This is a genomic window from Pseudoalteromonas luteoviolacea, assembly GCF_021654285.1.
Taxonomy (GTDB): Bacteria; Pseudomonadota; Gammaproteobacteria; order Enterobacterales; family Alteromonadaceae; genus Pseudoalteromonas; species Pseudoalteromonas luteoviolacea_J.
Genome location: NZ_JAKFZS010000018.1, coordinates 66,654 through 85,803, shown reverse-complemented (window position 1 = coordinate 85,803; position 19,150 = coordinate 66,654). Strand labels below are relative to the sequence as shown.

Below are 19,150 nucleotides of genomic sequence, written 5' to 3'. Positions count from 1 at the left end.
CCAACCAAATTAATAACTTGTTAAATAAATCGAAATATTTAAGCGGGTGGCTGTTTTTTGTGTATATACTTTCTGATGCACTCAGTGCGACTACAACGGATTGCTAATGTGAGACAGTTAGTGAATGAACTTGGTTGTATGTTTGATTTCTCACACCGACATTCCGAGACAATTAACACCTTTACTCTTGGAACACTTATGACAACTCAAACGAACACGGTACTCAAATCAGAGCAAGAATACCCGACGGCTATTGATGCACAACCACTTGAAAAGTGGGCAAAAGTGGCAAGGCAACATGTGCTAGATAGAATGATTGCGAATATTTCACCCGACGATGGAGAGCGTGGAGCTGTACTCGCCTCTCCCTCTCGCACCAACCCAAACTACTATTATCACTGGGTAAGAGATTCGGCACGAACAATGAGTGAAATTGCCAAGCTCAATGGCCTTGATCATAGAAATTTTAAAGATAACTACTACGACATGATGATTGACTATGTCGAGTTCACCAAAATAAACCAAACAACACCAACTGTCAGTAATAGCTTGGGCGAGCCCAAGTTTTACGTCACAGGACAAGCGTTCAACGGACCCTGGGGCAGACCACAAAATGATGGTCCAGCACAACGTGCGCTCACTATCACTCGCTGGGCAAGTACCCTGTTAGAGAATGGCGAAAAAGACTATGTCACAGGCACTTTATACGACTCAAAAGAGCCTTCATTTAGCATCATCAAAGCGGATTTAGATTTTGTTGCGAACCACTGGCAGGACCCTTGCTTTGATCTGTGGGAAGAAGTCGATGGCACCCATTTTTATACTCGACTGCTACAGCGCACAGCGCTGCGCGAAGGTGCTGATTTAGCGAATAAGCTTAATGACCCAGGTGCAGCTGATTACTATAACCAACAGGCGGCTTTAATTGAAAGTGCAATAGATGATTTTTGGAGTGAGGAACAGGGCTATTTCCTGACCACACTTAACCGTGTGGGCGGACTAGATTACAAGTCGTCAAACCTTGATGTTGCAACCACTTTAGGGATCTGCCAAGCACTGTCACACACCCACCCTTTCCTAAACCCGCACGAAGATAAAGTACTGGCAACCGCCTATGCACTCCACCAAGCTTTTGACCCACTTTATCTGATCAATGCCATTGAGCACACCACATCTGGCGATCCTGTTGCACCGGGAATTGGACGCTATCCAGAGGATAAATACGCAGGCGGTGCGCCACTTGGACAAGGTAACCCTTGGTTTTTGTGTACCGCTTCTTTGAGCAGTATTTGCTACAAAGCCGCAGCCCTATTTGCTGAGCAAAAAAATATTGAAATCAACAAATATAACCTCGGCCAATTGAATCTGGCAGTGAAGCTGGTCGACCCCAAATGCCAGCTTGAGGTAGGCGAATGTTTCAGTAGCAGAACCAAAACATTCAAATCCATCATTTCTGGTTTAAAAGCACTTGGAGACGCGTATCTTCGCCGTATCCAGATCCACGCAGGGGAGCATACGTCATTGTCGGAGCAATTTAGTCGATACGACGGCTACATGACCAGTGCTGAGCACCTAACTTGGAGCTATGTATCCGTCGCCATAGCCATAGATTTGCGTAATGCGCTAAAGATTTGAAATCAACGACGACCGCAAGCGCTGAGGTTACGGTCGTTATTAGAGTTTATTAAACCGTACTTGGCCAAAAGCAAATAATCATGCTTTTAGGAAGTGGCACACAGTAACAGCGGATGTTGATATGGTAAAAGCACAACAACTTTACCCACACTATGCGCAGCGCAAGTTGCGCATAGCATCTGTGTTTACTGCCACATCACCTTGTAAACCAGCCACTTTTAATCGTCATACCCGCTACCTTTGGCCAATAGTTCTACCGTCTCATTATCTATTTAGCTGTTACAAAGCAAGCCGTGCATGTGCTTTGTCTCTTTTATCTATCACAGCGAGTAAATGCTATGAATATACCTATTACCAACCCAATCAAAATTGTTGTTAAACACACAGGCAATGTGAAAATTCACACCTTCATCTCTTCATACGAAGGCGATAATATTGCCAATGCAACACACATTATTGAAAGTGAAAATGTCCTAGTACTGATTGATGGCCAGTTTTTAAGTCCCTATGCGAAAAAGTTTCGTGAATACGCCGACAGTTTAAAAAAGCCCATAGAGCGTTTGTATTTATCACATCGCCATCCAGATCATTGGTTTGGCCTTGGGGATGCATTTGCAGATATTGAAATATATACACTGCCTGAAACCATCGATTTTTTAAAAGCACATGGTGAAGAGTCTCGTGAAGATCATATGGGTAAATTAGGCGACCTCGCGCCAGTGAAAGTCGTTATCCCACAACATGCGGTCAGCCCCGGTATTGAGGTCATTGACGGAGTAAAGTACGTCATCGAGCGTATTGTCGATACTGAAATTGACTATGGGATCACCTTAAAACTTCCTGACCTTGGCATATTTATCGCCCAAGACTTGCTTTACAGCGGCACGCATCTTTATCTCACTAAATATCTCGATCATTGGATGGAGCAACATGAAGATATGCTGACATCCGACTATGACTTGTTTCTACCCGGGCACGGCGCGCCTGCAGATAAAAATGAGGTACTGGAAAACCTCAAGTATCTGATTGCCGCTAAGCAAGCCATTGCTGATGGCCTGAAAAATCAGGAATTTAAAGCGTTTATGCTCAACAAATTCCCAACTAGGCAATGTCCAGCCATTTTCGACATTTACCTACCCCGACTCTTTGACGGCGCTAGCGAATATTAATCAACACTAACCAAATTGATAGGTGGATCAGCATGGATACACAATATACAGTAGGACAGTACCTCACTCAAAGACTTGAAGAGCTTGGCCTAGGCCACTTATTTTCAATCGCAGGGGACTACACCATTGAATGGATCAACAAACATATTGAGCCAAGCAGTATTGAGCTTATTGAAGAGGTCAACGAACTTAACGCAGGTTATGCGGCCGATGGCTATGCCAGATTAAAAGGCATTGGCGCTATGTGCTTTACATATTCTGCCGGTACTCTCAGCGCGGTAAACGCGGTTGCGGCATCCTATGCAGAACGCATCCCTGTGGTTGTGGTCAACGGTGCACCGAGCATACAAAAGCGTCTCACCGCCCAGCAAACTGGTTTTACGTACCACCATATGATTGATGGCGAAACCGACTTAAATATCTATAAAAATATTACCGCTGCGGCGATAAAAATAGATAACCCTGAACTTGCGCCAAGATTGATAGACTATGCATTGACTGAATGTATTTCACAAAAACGCCCCGCTTACATAGAGCTACTGGAAGATATGGTGGAACAGCCTTGTGCAGCGCCACAAGGCAAGCTTACACCGCTTACGCCTATCCCGCTGCAAGACAATGTAGACCAGGCCATTGATAAAGTTCAACAAGCTTTATCACAAGCTGAGCGCCCTATTGTTTGGTTAGGTGCCGAAGTGGACCGTATGGGTCTTCATGAGGAAGCCAATGCTTTAATCAGAAAACTAAACTTGCCTTATGTGACAGAGCTCATCAGCAAAGCGGTATTTTCCGAAAACGACCCGCTCTTTACAGGTGTTTTTGATGGTCAAGCTTCCTCTGAGGTCACCCAAAAATTAGTCAATGAGTCTGACTTTATTTTAGGCTTAGGTGTTTGGCTGTCAGATATCAACTCACTAGGCCAAGCGGTAAATTATGATAAAACTGCACTTATTTCATGGGATACCGTGAAGCTAGGGACCTATTTTGTACCACAAGTACCACTGGCAAACTTTATCGATGAACTTAATCAAAAGCCACTCTCAAACTTGTCTACATGTGCAATCCCAAGCGAAGCACCAAACAGTAGCGAACAATTTAGCGGAGATATCAGCTACCAAGGCTTTTATGACTTTATCCAGAGCAAAGAGTACATTAACGACAATGTGCTTATCGGCAGTGACGCCAGCCTAAACTTTTTTGGCAGCCTACTGCTCAAAGTCGGCACACCAAGAGGGTTTGTCGCCCAACCGACTTACTCGTCCATTGGCTATATCGGCCCAGCAGCAACAGGCATGAGCCTTGCTAAACAAGATCACCAGCGTGTATTTGTATTCTCCGGAGATGGGGGATTTCAAATGACACCGCAGTGTTTATCCACGCAGACTAGGTTTAAGCTCAACCCGATTATTTTTGTCATGGATAACGGTGTATATGGTGTAGAGCAGTGGCTATATGATGCGGAAATATTCTCAAGCGATCAGCCATTCTTTGATTCATGTATTTTGCACCAGTGGGATTACTGTAAACTTGCCGATGTATTCGGCTGTAAAGGCTGGAAAGCTAATACGTACGAAGAGCTCAACGAGGCAATTTTAGGCGCGCTTGAAAACTTAGATAGCCCTTCACTAATACAGGTTCGTGTCCCACCTAAGTCACTGCCCAATAATGCTAAGTGGAAGAAAAAATAATCATAGAACTCAGTAATAGGCAACAGCGACGCCGCGCAGTTGCCTACTTGAAGATATACTATGGGTAGGTTAAAAACAGTTCATTGTCAGCACTACACACATCATGTTCAGAGTAATGACATATTTTCACCCCATCAAGGCTGGCATCAATCACTTGTAAATAATGGTTCTCCCCCTGATTGTCATACACAATTCTGCCTTGTTCATCTAGAATCGCTGGAAACTGACCATCTGGTGTAGTGATGATTACCCCATTACTACTATGATCTATGCCAGTGCGCCATTCTAATTGTGTATCACCAACCTGCTGGTTAAATTTCAATTTTGCAAGCATATAATGCTCAAACTTTTCAAAACCGGAGGGGTTATACTCTACCACTCTGAGCACCGATGACGGAAAAGCATCCGGTGCAAACACGGGGGTTTCCAAAACATACAACTTATTTTCGCCTGTTGCGATAAGCTCAAATGTTAAGGATGAGTGCAATGAGCATTCAATTTTATCAATTGAGCAATTTGGATCGATGATATTTTGTTTATAATCCCAAAGGTTTTCCATATATATAACATTACCTTCCACTGAAGTATGGTGATAATTAAAATCTGCACCCAGTCTTGTAACACCATTATCGTAGACTTCCACCCCTCTCAGTACATCAAAGTGACTGCCTTCCTTAAAACGCCACGCTCCCGTTTTACTGATGATATCAGGGGCTGAAACATGATGCTTTACCATCAGACCTGTTCCACTGCTAATGGGCGCCATATGACTCCCAGTAACCAACTGAGTGTTGAATTGAAAACCGCTATCTAATTTATTCCATAGAGAAATACGAATCACATGATTTTGACCATCCAGTTGTTGAAGCTCAAGATAATCATCGCCAAGAACCCAATTAATAGGGGTTCGACCAAATGCATCTACGATTTCTCCATCACCATGTTCATTTAAGATAAGTTTATATGTCGACAAAAAACGTAGATAGTCGCTATTCTTATTTTTAGAAAAGTAATCGAATTCATTGTCTCCATACCCCAATGACCAAGTACCTACCATGTCATCATGAGTTAGTGTGATCTTTTCAAAGTCGCTTATGTTATCTAACATCTCAGTCATGCTATCTACACTGTGAACTACTCCACCTATACTTAATTGACGATGCCATGTCACTTCAACACCATCAGTATGGCGAATTAATTCAAAGCCAGTAATTTCAATATCATATGAAATGCTAGCATCAGAAGTAGAGACTTCTTGACCTGCATACGTTGGTTGTTCAAGTTGTGCGGTTAGTCCACCATTCGCTTTTTCCTGCCAAGTAAAGTATGGATAAAAGCCAGATCTAGCGATCATGCCACTACCGGAAGCAAGAATTTTAAAATCAAAGAAAGAGGGCGCATAAAAGCCTTTTCTAACCAAGCGATTTTCACCAACAAGTGGTTCATACTTTATGAATTTAGCAGTTATATGGCATGACTCAGCTGGAGAGTATACGTAAAACGTCATATTCTGCTCTTCAAAGTGGCCATTACAACCTGATATTTTACTGACCATATACCCCGGGCTTGGAATTACAGTCAATGATAATGTTTCCCCAAGCCTTGGCTTATCAGTATGCGCGAGTAGGTTTCCTTCACCTTCAATCGTAATATTGAAATCTAATTCAGCACCTAGGGTAGAGAATAAAGAAGTATTTGACGTATCGCATTGACCGTTAGTCGAGCGAATACACACTTCTAGTTCCGTAGCTGATAACACTTTTACAGCCAATACCAATTGCTCTCCAGTTTCGTCATTAGACAGCAGCATCACTGAACCCTGCTCTTCAATTCGATAAGTCTTCCCTTGATATTCAGCCACTGGGTGACATAGACCTTCAGGGCAATGCTTATCGAATGTCAGTGTTTCTTCAGTACCATATAGTACCTGTTCCAAACCGATAGGCGCTAATTTTCCCGACCAATTTCCCTGGTTTTGATCAAGGGTAAAAAACCTCAACAATGACTGAGATTTATCTTCTGTCACACTCGTTGTTCGAAGTATATTGTGATTGATGGCAACTTCTTTGCCATATATGCCAATCAGTTCAAACTCATCGGTGACGTTATAAATGCAAGATGCTTGACTCACATCACATTGCTCTACGTGTGTGCCATTCCATAAATACTCACCCAGTTCAAGTTTACCTTGCTCTAGAGCCCAAACACTCGACTTCCCAAGTTCTGAAAAATAACGGTTATCGTCAAAAAAGAAATACTGCTGTTCATCATATTGTGAACGTGAAATAGACCAACTTCCGGCGACGTTTAGAGTATCGAAATCTACAGCTTGGTGTTTTACAAATACAGCACCATTACGTGTACTAAGGCTGTCTGAAACATGGCCTTTTACCATGGTATTTAACTGCCCATCTGCGTAGTCTAGAATCTGATAAGTTAATGTCTTATCGTTACTTTCTAATGTTAACGTACTGCCATTGAGCTGCCACTGCCAATCTGTATTAACTGATGCTTGGTTAGCCGTACCGTCTTCCAATAGCTCTAATTTTACAGACTCACTTAAGCTATGACCTAACAGGTGGTGTTGAAGATACCAAACGCCAATGAGTTCATCGCGACTAATTGGAAGATTTGGCAGTGTTTTGTAGAGATGTGCAACAGTTTCTGTATCAATTGTCATGAGTTCTGGTAAAAATTCCAGATCCAACCCATGTTGATACGAAGCATGAACAGTGATGATACCGCCGCGCTCTTCCAACACATCAAAAGTTAGAGTGTTTAGCACTGTTTTCAAGCTAGGGCCGTAATCCGATTTAATACCCGCAGGTACAATGGTCACAGGCTCAGCAAAAGATAGCGTAACCGTTTGGCCCATTTTTTCCCAATCAAAGCTTCTCTCTTCTTCAGCAACAATTTGGCCAGTCCCATCATCGTTAAATGACAAGTGGACAAGCAGACCATGCATTTTATTTGGGATTGTCAATGTATAGTCACCCAGCAACTCCGATGTTAAACCAGGTAACAGCGTCGTATCTTTGAGTAAAGCTTCCTCAGCTTTTTTAAGCAACTCAGGATGTGCCACCTCTAGCTCGGAGTAGAGTTGATCTGCGCCTGCTGTATCTTGAGCCAGTGTTAGTGTTGAACTGAACTCTGCGGGCATCAGGTCAATATTGTCATCAACTAAGGCTTTAATTAAGGTTGCTAGCTTTATCTTGTCCGCAGTATCGACCATCAGCAGAGCATCTTGCAGCTGAGCTTGCGAGTCAAAAGCCCCCTGATGCTCGGATAATTGTACATATTCAGCTGTTGTTACATTGGTTATATTAACACCGAATATCTCTGAAGCGTCCAAAACATTATCATCACCGACTTTGCTGTGTATCAGTTCGACGCTTGGCAATTGTGAAATAAACTCTACACGAGACTGCGCATCAACGCCCTGCGCATGCAATTGAAGCAGCGCCGCCTGACTTGCTTCGTCAGCAATAATATCAAGTGTATATTCTCCCAAAGCATCGGCTGTTGCGCTGAACGTCTCATTACCAATCGTTGCAGTCACTATTGCATTGGAGATAGGCTGATCTGTCACCAAGCCTCTCAATTGGAATGCAAATTCATTTCGTGCAAACTGCACTGTGTGTGAAGCGCTCTCTGATGCACCTTGATTATCTGTAACTGTTACTGTGAATGTAACTGTGACATCTTGCTGAATATCAGGTGTGCTAAGAGTTAATTGTTCAGTTGCCTCTCCAGCTATCTCAAGCACCATATCTGAGTCATGGTCCCATTGATAACTGACAATAGAGCCATCTACATCTGAAGATTTGGCAACCAAAACTATCTGCTCTTGTTCTTGGCCAGAGGAAGTGCCTTCAATAACCACTATTGGCGCTTCATTCTTTGGCTCTGGTTGAGGTTCTGGCTCTGGTTGAGGTTCTGGCTCTGGCTGAGGTTCTGGCTCTGGCTGAGGTTCTGGCTCTGGCGTCACCTTTGGCGTTTCCGTCAGATTAGTTTCCGGCTGCTGTTTTTCACCGCCGCCACCACCGCAACCGAGGATGAATAAAGAAAATGCAAATAAACATGCTTTTGAGATTGCTGATGTCACTCGCTTGTTCCCAAATTATGATTGATTAAATTGCACGCAGGGTACATGCATCATTTAACATATTCAAGAAAGATAATTGTACAATTGTAAATAAAATTAAATTGTTAATAATTACTCAACACCACATCTTTGGTAACTTAATCTGCCTTTTTAGCCGAAATCACGCTCAAGCTAAATACTGTAGCATTACGAGCGTTGATAAACTTCTGAAATTAAAAAGGGGCTTGTGACCCCCTTAAACCGTTATTTTTTTCTACGCCTTGTGCGCTGCCCTAGAACACGCTTTTTATCTCTTTGCTTTCTCGACTTCGCAGAGTTTTTACGATTGTCTTTGGGCTCTTTGGTTAAATCGGGCTCATACCCTGCCAACCACTGCGGTGTGAGTCGGGTATCGAGTAATACTTCTATTTCTTCCAATAACCACTGCTCATCGATACTCACTAAAGAAATTGATTGGCCGCTGTTTCCAGCACGGCCTGTTCGCCCAATACGATGAATATAATCTTCTGCGACATACGGCAGCTCTGCATTAATGACATAACTTAATGCTTTAATATCAATACCGCGTGCTGCAACGTCCGTTGCCACAAGCACGCGTGTTTTACCTGATTTGAATTGCTCTAGTGCACGTTCTCGTGCGCCTTGAGACTTATCACCATGGATAGAAAGCGTCGCCAAACCATCTTTATTCAGCTCACTTGCATACTCATCTGCGCTCTTTTTAGTCCGTGTAAATACCAGCACCTGCTGCCAGTTATTTTTACCTATTAAGTGCGAGATCAGTTCACGTTTACGGTCTTCATCTACCGCATAAAAGGTTTGCTCTACCTTGTCTGCCGTGCTGTTTTGCTGCTCAACGCCAACGCGTTCAGGGGTATTCAGCCACATTTTTACCTGCGTCAGCACGCTCTCATCCATTGTTGCCGAGAACAACATTGTTTGACGCTTTTCAGGCATTTTACGCATAATGCGCTTAATTTCGCCGATAAAGCCCATATCTAACATACGGTCAGCTTCATCAAACACTAGGTGAGAAATGGCATTGAGAGACAAAGTCCCTTTGATCATGTGATCCAACAACCGTCCAGGCGTGGCGATGACGATGTCGACCCCTTCTTTTAAGATCTTTTCTTGAGGACTAATATTGGCCCCGCCATACAAGCAAGCCACCTTTAAGTGACTGAACTTGGCCAAGCGTTTGGTGTCTTTCGCAACCTGTTGCGCCAGCTCTCGAGTCGGTGCAAGTACCAAAGCGCGTACTGCGGGCGTATCAAATTCACTTTGCAATAGGGTATTTAAGATCGGCAGCATAAACGCTGCAGTTTTACCTGTGCCTGTCTGGGCTGTGGCCAGTAAGTCTTTGCCCTGTAGAATGAGTGGAATACTCAGCGCTTGAATTTGTGTTGGCTCAGTAAACTCTAACTGTGCTAGCGCTTGATTGAGTTCATCTGCAAGATTTAAAGATTGGAAAGACATAGGTGCCCATTAGTACTGCCAAAGATTCGCCCAGTATAACAAACCCAGAACACACTTGTGTACAGTGTAATAAAGTTAACTCTCCATAATTGTGCTGCAATTTCACAATACACTTTATACTTACACAGTAAAATGGAGCCCTTATGTCAGCGCATGAATTCGATTTAAAACCTGTACCCACAGTGGCAAGGCGAGCATCCATTGCCATGGCGATGTTAATGCTGGGCCTGACTTTTTTCTCAGCGAGCATGTGGACAGGTGGCAAACTCGGCGTTGGCTTATCACAAGCTGATTTCATAACAGCGGTTGTTGCTGGCAACCTTATTCTCGCCATATACACTGCGTTTTTAGCCTATATCGGTGCAAAAACAGGGCTTTCGACCCATTTACTTGCGCGCTTTTCTTTTGGCTTGAAAGGCTCATGGCTGCCATCCGCACTCCTTGCTGGCACACAAGTGGGCTGGTTTGGCGTTGGTATCGCCATGTTTGCGCTGCCTGTTAGCAAAATTACCGGATTTGATATCAACTGGCTTATTCTCATTGCAGGCATATTAATGACCACCACTGCATATATTGGGATCTCCGCCCTCATGGTCCTCTCAATGATAGCGGTGCCAGCCATAGCCCTACTCGGCGGATTCTCAGTATGGTTAGCGATTGACGGAGCAGGCGGACTGTCAGGTTTGGCAGCTAAGCCAATCACTTCACCACTGAGTCAAACTCAAGCGATCACTCTGGTAGTCGGTTCGTTTATCTCTGCGGGCACACTGACAGCGGATTTTATGCGCTTTGGCAAAAATGCTAAAAAAGCAGTGCTGATCACAGTTATCGCATTTTTAATAGGCAACAGCTTAATGTTTGTATTTGGTGGTGCAGGCGCCGCAGCAACGGGGAAGTCTGATATTTCTGAGGTATTGATGCTGCAAGGCTTATTATTACCCGCAATGATTGTGCTGGGTTTAAATATTTGGACCACTAATGATAATGCACTTTATGCGTCTGGACTTGGGTTTGCCAATATCACAGAGATTTCAAGCAAATACCTTAGCGTCATCAATGGCCTCATCGGCACACTTTGCGCATTGTGGCTCTACAATCATTTTGTTAGCTGGTTAACCTTTCTATCCGCGGCAATTCCCCCGATTGGTGGTGTGCTGATCACGCATTACTTAACCCATAAAACGCACTATCAAAATATGCAAAATGCACAGTGCCGGACAATAAACTGGACTGCCATCATCAGCGTTTTTATCGGTATCGCTGCAGGCCATTGGCTACCGGGGATCACGCCAATTAATGCCGTGTTCGCCAGTGCCACCAGCTTTTTTCTGCTAAGTAAAACGGCATTTGGCCGACTAGAGCGTGAATAATAAAGTATATGAAGCGCGGCTTTCAGCCGCACTTCCCCTTTTAATGGCTACATTATCAACACCTTTGTTGCTTATTTTTAATAAGTGTTTGTAAAGTCTTTAGAAAATTCCTGTACTGCGACAATTTGTCACATCTCAAACAAGGTCAACTTCATTATACTCGCCGCAGTTTTTTTCAGAGTTTTCATTATGTTTTCGTATTCAAAATTATCTCTTGCGCTACTCGGCCTTGGCCTCTCTCATTTTGTTTCTGCGCAGCAAACAACACACATTGAACGTGTTGAGGTAACGGGCTCTAAAATTCAAAATATCGATTTAGAGTCAGCCAGCCCGGTAACCACCTTAACTGCTGAAGATCTTGCAATAACCGGTATGTCTAACTTAGAAGAGGTATTGCAAAGCTTAAGTGCATCAGCAGGTCCGGCAGGAAATGCCACTAATGCCTACTGGACTAGCAATGGCTACGCCACCGCGCAAGTCAATCTGCGCGGTATGGGCATTAAACGTACTCTGGTTTTACTCAATGGTAAGCGCCTCGTTGCAGGGGGCACAGGTGCTAATGACAGCCCAGATCTTAATATGATCCCAATGGGACTCGTTGAGCGCATTGATATTTTAAAAGATGGCGCTTCAGCGATATATGGTGCCGATGCTGTCGCGGGCGTGGTCAATATCATCACCAAGTCTAATTTTGAAGGCACGACACTGGTTGCAAAAGTAGGTCAAAGCAGCAAAAAAGATGCTGAAAATGCAGAGCTAAACCTGTCTTACGGCAATTCATTTGATAAAGGCCATGTCACCGTTAATATTAATTATGTCGACAACGGTAACGCCTTACAATCAACCCGTAACCCCTGTCCATTAAGTGAAGTGGATGGCAAACTTGTGTGTATTTCATCTGGTTCAACCATTGGCGGGCGCGCACTGTTGGCTGATGGACAAGAAGTGCAATTTAACCAAGTCGCAGGTCAAAATGGTGACCACTTTGAAGCCTATGACAATGGCAAGCACGGCTACAATTGGTTTGAAGCACTCAATGCATACAGCCCAATGCAGCGCCTTAATTTAGCGACTTTTGTCTCTTATGAGCTGTCTGACTCTATTGTCCTTGATACATCTGTGCTTTACGCGAATCGACAGTCAGATCAAGTCGTCACACCGAGAGGGTTTAACTCTGTCAACGTTTCTAGATTGTTTACTTACAACCCTACTGGACAAGATCTCACGTTAAAGCGTCGTCGAAATATTGAAGTACCCAACCCTGAGTTCTATCAAGAAACCAACACCACACAAACCACATTCGCACTCTCTGGCACATTAGCAAATAACTGGTTGTGGCAAGCAAGCTATAACTGGGGCAGAAATACCGGAACCGATGGCTGGAGCTATGACTTTAACGATACTAAAGTTGCGCAAACACTCGATGCAAATGTATGTAGCACAGCAAGTAATGCCGCCATTCCCTGTGGAGATTATTTTGGTATCGGTGAATTAAGCCCTGACGTCATTGACTATGTTACTTACCAACGCGAAGGAACTGGCGGCAACCAACTTCAATCTCTTAGTTTTGATTTGACAGGCGATATCACTGAGCTTAAAGCAGGCAGCTTAGTCTTTGCAACGGGTATCACTCTACGTAAAGAAAAAGGCTGGCGTGACCCAGATCCGATTGCGATGCAAAACGGCGAAGAAGACGCAATTTCTGGCGACTCCGAAGTCAAAGAAGCATTTTTGGAGCTTTCTATTCCACTTTTAAGTGACTTACCCTACGCGCAATCCGTTAAAACGGATATGGCACTGCGCTACTCTGATTATCAGCATTTTGATGCCGAAACCACCTATAAACTGGGATTAACTTGGCGAGTTAACGACCAATGGCTGTTACGAGGTGTCCGATCTAGTGCATTTAGAGCGCCAACCATTACCGAGCAATTTGGCGGCACCAACATCGAAAACCTCATCACTATGGACCCATGCGACGGCGCAACAGGCATGATTTTAAATAACTGTCTCGCAGCTGGCGTACCTAATGGCTTTGAACAAGATGGCTCAACAATTCGTACAGGTGTGGGCGGCAACACCGAAGTCGGCCCAGAAACTGCGAATACATTTACACTGGGCGTGGTATACCAAAACGGATTATTTTCAGCCACGCTAGACTATTTTGATATTGACGTTGATAACGCCATCAATAGTGTGTCTGGTTCTAACATGCTGCGCCTTTGCTACAGCGATCCACTTGCCTACAAAGCTTATTGCGATAGCATTACCAGAGATACTATTACACACCAAGTCACCTTACTTGAAAAGCGCCCGATGAACGCCGCCAGTGAACAAGTCTCAGGAATAGATTTAAACATCAAATTTGCGTCTAATTATAAGCATCTCGACTACAAACTCAGTTGGGATACAACGCGCTTGCTCAAGCATGAAAACACCGCTTTTGACGGCGCAGAAACAGAAGTGTTACTTAGCAAAATCACCTCAGATAGGGGAAGCTTTGCGAAGTGGAAGTCTAATCTAACTGCCAATGTCGCTGCTGCAAAGTGGCAAGGCAGCTATAGCATACAGTATATCGGTAAAGCCCAAGATGAAAACGAAGGCGGACCCATTGGCAGCCAAGTACCCAGTATCCTTTATCATGATGTGCAATTGGGTTATACGGTATCTGACACACTTGTTGTGTCCTTGGGCATAGACAACTTATTTGATAAACGACCACCGTTTTTGACCTCATGGAATGATGCCAATACAGATGTATTTACTTACGACACGGTTGGCAGACGCGGTTATCTCAAAGTCACTTATCTATTTTAAGCGCCTTTGGTGACAAGCCTACGCTTGTCACCACCTCACTGCGTCATAGAACCTTCACATCCTACCTGTTTATTTCGGTATGACGACATGTTAAATAACTTGTTAATATAAATATAATTTGGCCTAACAAGGATAACGACATGCCACCCGCTTTAATTGAAATAGGCTTACCCGTCGCGCTCATTTTTATCATGGCAGGCGTTGGGTTAAGCTTAAAACTTGAAGACTTTCAACGCGTATACTTACAACCAAAAAGCTTTTTCATCGGTGCTTTTTGCCAGCTACTTTTACTGCCTGTACTCGCTATTGCCGTGATTGCCTTAATAGGGCTTACAGGCGAGCTTGCCATTGGCTTATTTATCTTAGCCCTGTGCCCGGGCGGTACAACCTCAAATTTGTACAGCTATTTAGCCAAAGGCGATGTCGGGCTCTCTGTGTCTTTGACTGCTGTTGTGGGCTTTATTACCCCATTTACCCTGCCCTTTTTAGCGGCATGGGCAATTGGTTATTACGGCAAAAATGACACCTTGATTGAGTTTCCAATTTTAAAAGCTTGGCTACAACTCATTGTTGTCGGTGTTGTGCCGGTCTTAATTGGTATGGCCATTCATGCCAAGTGGCCCGAATTTGCAAAAAAAGCGAGCCCGTATATTAGTTGGTTTTCTGTTGCAGTATTGCTTTTAGTGATCGTCAGTATTTGCTTTAAGTTAGGTAATAAACTAATTAATTATCTTGTCATGGCAAGCCCCGCCGTTATCGCACTAAATTTACTATCTATGGTGGCAGGTTTGTTAGTTGCCCACTTTTTACTACATAATGCCACACAAACACGCACCATTACTTTAGAGGTTGGTTTACAAAACGGGACGTTAGCACTTCTGGTGACAACCGGCTTATTAAATAGTGAAGTCATGTCTATCGCACCAAGTATTTACGGCCTATTTATGTTCATCAGTGCGGGGCTTTATACCGCTTGGGCAATCAAAAAAGCATAAGACTCGCCATGTGATTGTATAGAGTAGTGTTGTTTATTATCCAATACTACTCTCCCCTTCCCGTATCAAAAAAGCGCCCCTGAACACCATCTAAAATTCGCATTTTGCATTATTAGATTGCAAACATCCAATTACCACACACAGCTAAAAACCACCTAAAAGTTATAAGCACCTAACATATATAAACATTTTCAAAACGTCCATCATGGCATGAGTTTCGCTCACTTCTATATACGCTAGATATATCGCCATGGGTACATCACAATGAAATTAGATAACAGAGAGCTGTCTTTACAAACAATGTATTTAAAGCATGGACTGCTCCCTTTTCAAAACATATATACACAGCAAATAATTGATAAATGGAATGAGTTGTTAGACCCCATTTTTCATGACCGTCAATCGCCGGAAACTCGTTATGTGTACTCAGATGAGCTTGTTGAGCTCGGCATTCTCGATGATGTGTTAAACAACAAACTGCTCAACGCCATTACTGTGCTGGACCCCTGCCCCATACTTTTTCAATGCCACTGCTTTGAGATAGATTGGAGTCAAGCGATTAACCAAACTCATTGTGACCCTTTAGAGGGTTGGCACAAAGACAGTCGTGACCCAAATATCAAATCGGTTTATGGCTGTCGACCATTCTCAATTTATATCTATCTCAATGATGTCAAACAAACCAATGAAGGTGCCTTTGAGATTATACCTGGATATGCAACAGGCCCACTTGAAAGTAATCTAAACTACTGTAATTTGAAGGGGCAAAAAGGCACCTGCTTTTTATGGAATCGAGATTTATACCACCGCCTACATGAAAAGAACGGTTCAACAAAGCAACGCGTTTTAAAGCTATCTGTACAGACCAATGGCTGGGCACACTCAAAAACACAGCTAGATGAGTTTCATCAAACTCGTGCTTTATTAAACAATGCAAACCCAACGCTCTCATATTTATTTGGCAGTCACTGTAATAACAATCTAGCAATTCAAACGATCCCTTTTGCGCGAAAAGGTCAGTTACCTCAAATAATGCCTATAGATTACTCTCGAAAAACACACATGCCTTCCAAAGCATCAGTGATGTTTCGTCGCTTTAAAAGCAAAGTTGACCAAGCATTAGGATTTTAGCCTCGAAAAAGGGGCGGATATTCAATATGTCATCAACATGATGAAATTATAAATCCTACAACTACACAGCTAAGAGTAAATTCAGGTTGAGTGGGAAAATAGCGACTATCATTGCTAATGATAGCAGGATGTAACCAATCGATATGAAAAGACAGTCGATGGATCATGTGAGTATTTAGCTAAGCCGTTTTTACACATGCAGCTTTTTACTTGATCTTAGGCTAAGGAGACTCAATGACAGTGCATAAATCCCAGCAACGCCACACTCACGTCAAACAACTGCTTGGCAAGATGGACCCCGAAGTTGCCGCCAGCTTTACCTATAAACAGCGAAAAGCGCTGGATAAAGTCATCAATACGCGAGGTTGGAATAACCACCAGATTGACTTTAGACCGACACTCGCCTTTCCATTTTTACCATGGAGTTTTTATATTGTATTTCTTGGCGGTGTGAATAAGCGCAGCTTAAACTCAACGGAACGCTTTACCGCCGCCATGGTGTTTGTAACTGCATTAACCATTGTTGGAATGATGGTCCTCGGGCTTGTTTTCGTTATCTTGTATTTACTTAAATCTTGGCTGGGCATTGATCTTTTCCCTAATGAGTCTTTGGGAATATGGGACCAATTTAAAGATTTATTTAAATAGCACCGGCCAAGTTTTAATCTAAATACTTTATTCTCTCGTATAGCAGATGGAGCTAATAATGGAGCCCTAGCCATGAATATTACATTACTCTCTTTTGGTTGCTGTTGTTTAGTACTCTCCCCCAATCTGCAGTGCAAAACATGATTGGTTTGTCAGGCCTTACGTTGGGCTGAGTCAAATGTCAGATATGACGCTCGTCGCACAACATGTAGAAAGTCAGACGGGCAATAGCGATATACAACTTGATGGCGGGTTTGTATCAGGGCTTGGTGTCGGTTATGTCATACATAACAATTTAGCAATAGAACTGGCTTGGGAATATCGAAGCAATGAATCAAATACCACATTGCCGTCGATTAACGCACCCTATGAAGGCAACGTTGCATCAAATTTATTTTTTCTTAATACTTACTATGTATTCAATACATCCAGCTCATGGCAGCCTTATATTGGCGCTGGGGTAAGCTGGGCACAAGAGGTAGACATTGATCTAGAAGAGCAAGGGTCTGAGCGCTCCTATTCCAGTGATGGCGACACCGGATACCAAGTATTTGCAGGCATGTTGTTCAAAGTAGATGATACTTGGTCTTGGCAAAGCGAAGTCAGGTATGGGCAAATGAAAGATATAACACTCAATGCAGAAAGCGGCACAGGTGAATTCAATAACCTTGATAACGATACACTCACGCTGCAACTGTCAGCCGTTTACCACTTTTGATTAGGCTAAACGTTAAATAATTCAGTGAGCAACAATTTAGCCGTCGCTCACTGACTATAAATACAACTAGTCCCGCTCAAACACCAGTGGCATTGCGTTGTCTTTTACTTCAATGACCGCGCCATCTTTGTAAACACATTGGCCGTTGACAAACGTATAGCGAATTTGATGAGAGAACTGATGGCCCACAAACGGTGACCACTGGCAATGGTACAACGTATTGTCATGACGTACCGTGTCTCCCGCTTTCGCACTCACCACCGCTAAGTCGGCAAAGTACCCTTCTCTGATAAAACCTCGTTGCTGAACTTTGTAGCGCTTAGCAGGGTTATGTGCAGTTTTCTCAACTACTTGAGTCAAGCTCATGGTGTCACGTTTCACTTGGTCAAATAACGTCAGCAACGCATGTTGTACTAAGGGAAGACCCGCAGGGGCTTGTGCGAATGCTTGCTGTTTTTCATCCCAAGTATGCGGCGCATGATCTGTCGCTATGATATCTAAACGACCATCGTTTAAAGCACTTATCAATGCAAGTCGGTCTGATTCCGCTTTAATGGCAGGATTACACTTGATCAAATTCCCCAATTTGCCGTAATCATCTTGATTAAACCATAAATGATGCACACAGGCTTCTGCGGTAATTTGCTTGTTATCAATTGGTCCTGGGGCAAATAAATCCAGCTCTTTGGCAGTCGTCAAATGAAGAACATGCAGCTGAGTGCCATATTTTTTAGCAAGACTCACCGCATAAGAAGACGACTCGTAACACGCATTGGCATCACGAATAACAGGATGGTCTTCGATGGTCAACTCTCTGCCACCCAGCTTTGCCAGATTGTCGCTGATCACATCCCCCTTTTCACAGTGCGTCGCAATCAGTACTGGGCATTCTCTAAAAATCGCTTCAAGGGCACTTGGGTGCTCAACCAGCAAATCTCCTGTGGATGCGCCCATAAATACTTTCACACCACATATAAAACTTGGATCACAGGCTTTAATTTCATCTAAGTTATCTGGTGTTGCACCTAAATAAAACGAGTGGTTAGCTACTGATGTTTCTGCGGCAATATGATGTTTTTGAACCACAGCCAGTTTATCCGTCGTTGTCGGGCTCACATTGGGCATTTCCATAAAGCTTGTAATACCACCAGCCACTGCTGCGCGAGATTCAGTGCCTATGGTGCCCTTCCAAGCAAGACCTGGCTCTCTAAAGTGCACTTGATCATCAATCATGCCCGGAATTAAAAAGTCTCCTTGCAAGTCGATAACTTGTTCCATATCCGTTGGTGTAATACTGCTGGCAATTTTATCAATCCTTTGCCCGATAATTCGTACATCACAGTGCTCAACTTGACCTTCATTAATCAGCTGGGCATTTTTTAATAGAATATTCGACAT

Annotated in this window: 12 protein-coding genes; 9 read left to right on the top strand and 3 right to left on the bottom strand. The window is 43.4% G+C overall.

Annotated elements, in window-relative coordinates:
• Positions 1-198 precede the first annotated feature (198 nt).
• The 3 genes from L1077_RS17210 (at position 199) to L1077_RS17200 (ending at position 4,492) form a co-directional block, all read left to right on the top strand.
• Complete coding sequence (locus tag L1077_RS17210) at positions 199-1,635, top strand: glycoside hydrolase family 15 protein (protein WP_237138198.1); 1,437 nt, start codon at positions 199-201, stop codon at positions 1,633-1,635.
• A gap of 338 nt (positions 1,636-1,973) precedes the next feature.
• Complete coding sequence (locus L1077_RS17205; RefSeq protein ID WP_237138197.1) at positions 1,974-2,804, top strand: MBL fold metallo-hydrolase; 831 nt, start codon at positions 1,974-1,976, stop codon at positions 2,802-2,804.
• Positions 2,805-2,836: 32 nt separating this feature from the next.
• A complete protein-coding gene (locus tag L1077_RS17200) occupies positions 2,837-4,492 on the top strand; it encodes an alpha-keto acid decarboxylase family protein (protein ID WP_237138196.1) in 1,656 nt (551 codons plus the stop codon).
• Positions 4,493-4,550: 58 nt separating this feature from the next.
• Here L1077_RS17200 and L1077_RS17195 read toward each other — a convergent pair whose 3' ends face one another.
• Positions 4,551-8,597 (bottom strand): carboxypeptidase-like regulatory domain-containing protein, encoded by a 4,047-nt coding sequence (locus L1077_RS17195; RefSeq protein ID WP_237138195.1) that lies wholly within the window; start codon positions 8,595-8,597, stop codon positions 4,551-4,553.
• Between the two features lie 243 nt (positions 8,598-8,840).
• The gene (locus L1077_RS17190; RefSeq protein ID WP_237138194.1) at positions 8,841-10,073 is read right to left on the bottom strand and encodes a DEAD/DEAH box helicase; all 1,233 of its coding nucleotides are present in this window, start codon (positions 10,071-10,073) and stop codon (positions 8,841-8,843) included.
• A 143-nt stretch (positions 10,074-10,216) separates the two neighbouring features.
• On the opposite strand from L1077_RS17190, the gene codB reads away from it, so the two are divergent.
• The 6 genes from codB (at position 10,217) to L1077_RS17160 (ending at position 17,752) form a co-directional block, all read left to right on the top strand.
• Positions 10,217-11,443 carry a cytosine permease gene (codB, locus tag L1077_RS17185; RefSeq protein WP_237138193.1) on the top strand — a complete coding sequence of 409 codons (1,227 nt, stop codon included), beginning with the start codon at positions 10,217-10,219 and terminating at the stop codon, positions 11,441-11,443.
• Positions 11,444-11,632: 189 nt separating this feature from the next.
• Complete coding sequence (locus L1077_RS17180) at positions 11,633-14,260, top strand: TonB-dependent receptor (RefSeq protein WP_237138192.1); 2,628 nt, start codon at positions 11,633-11,635, stop codon at positions 14,258-14,260.
• Between the two features lie 140 nt (positions 14,261-14,400).
• Entirely contained in the window at positions 14,401-15,255 is an 855-nt protein-coding gene (locus L1077_RS17175; protein WP_237138191.1) for a bile acid:sodium symporter family protein, read from the top strand.
• Between the two features lie 264 nt (positions 15,256-15,519).
• Positions 15,520-16,386, top strand: a complete 867-nt coding sequence (locus L1077_RS17170) for a hypothetical protein (protein WP_237138190.1) — start codon at positions 15,520-15,522, stop codon at positions 16,384-16,386.
• Between the two features lie 234 nt (positions 16,387-16,620).
• A complete protein-coding gene (locus L1077_RS17165) occupies positions 16,621-17,034 on the top strand; it encodes a hypothetical protein (protein ID WP_237138189.1) in 414 nt (137 codons plus the stop codon).
• 178 nt (positions 17,035-17,212) lie between these two features.
• Entirely contained in the window at positions 17,213-17,752 is a 540-nt protein-coding gene (locus L1077_RS17160; RefSeq protein WP_237138188.1) for an OmpW family outer membrane protein, read from the top strand.
• Positions 17,753-17,818: 66 nt separating this feature from the next.
• Here the strand turns inward: L1077_RS17160 and L1077_RS17155 are convergent, their stop codons facing one another.
• Positions 17,819-19,150 (bottom strand): dihydroorotase, encoded by a 1,332-nt coding sequence (locus tag L1077_RS17155; RefSeq protein ID WP_237138187.1) that lies wholly within the window; start codon positions 19,148-19,150, stop codon positions 17,819-17,821.

What these genes read in the sequence shown, in the direction of transcription:
- L1077_RS17175 (WP_237138191.1), top strand. Translation starts at nt 14,401, where the DNA reads ATGCCACCCGCTTTAATTGAAATAGGCTTACCCGTCGCGCTCATTTTT.
- L1077_RS17155 (WP_237138187.1), bottom strand. Translation starts at nt 19,150, where the DNA reads ATGTCGAATATTCTATTAAAAAATGCCCAGCTGATTAATGAAGGTCAA.
- L1077_RS17170 (WP_237138190.1), top strand. Translation starts at nt 15,520, where the DNA reads ATGAAATTAGATAACAGAGAGCTGTCTTTACAAACAATGTATTTAAAG.
- L1077_RS17190 (WP_237138194.1), bottom strand. Translation starts at nt 10,073, where the DNA reads ATGTCTTTCCAATCTTTAAATCTTGCAGATGAACTCAATCAAGCGCTA.
- L1077_RS17200 (WP_237138196.1), top strand. Translation starts at nt 2,837, where the DNA reads ATGGATACACAATATACAGTAGGACAGTACCTCACTCAAAGACTTGAA.
- L1077_RS17210 (WP_237138198.1), top strand. Translation starts at nt 199, where the DNA reads ATGACAACTCAAACGAACACGGTACTCAAATCAGAGCAAGAATACCCG.
- L1077_RS17160 (WP_237138188.1), top strand. Translation starts at nt 17,213, where the DNA reads ATGTCAGATATGACGCTCGTCGCACAACATGTAGAAAGTCAGACGGGC.
- L1077_RS17165 (WP_237138189.1), top strand. Translation starts at nt 16,621, where the DNA reads ATGACAGTGCATAAATCCCAGCAACGCCACACTCACGTCAAACAACTG.
- codB (WP_237138193.1), top strand. Translation starts at nt 10,217, where the DNA reads ATGTCAGCGCATGAATTCGATTTAAAACCTGTACCCACAGTGGCAAGG.
- L1077_RS17205 (WP_237138197.1), top strand. Translation starts at nt 1,974, where the DNA reads ATGAATATACCTATTACCAACCCAATCAAAATTGTTGTTAAACACACA.
- L1077_RS17180 (WP_237138192.1), top strand. Translation starts at nt 11,633, where the DNA reads ATGTTTTCGTATTCAAAATTATCTCTTGCGCTACTCGGCCTTGGCCTC.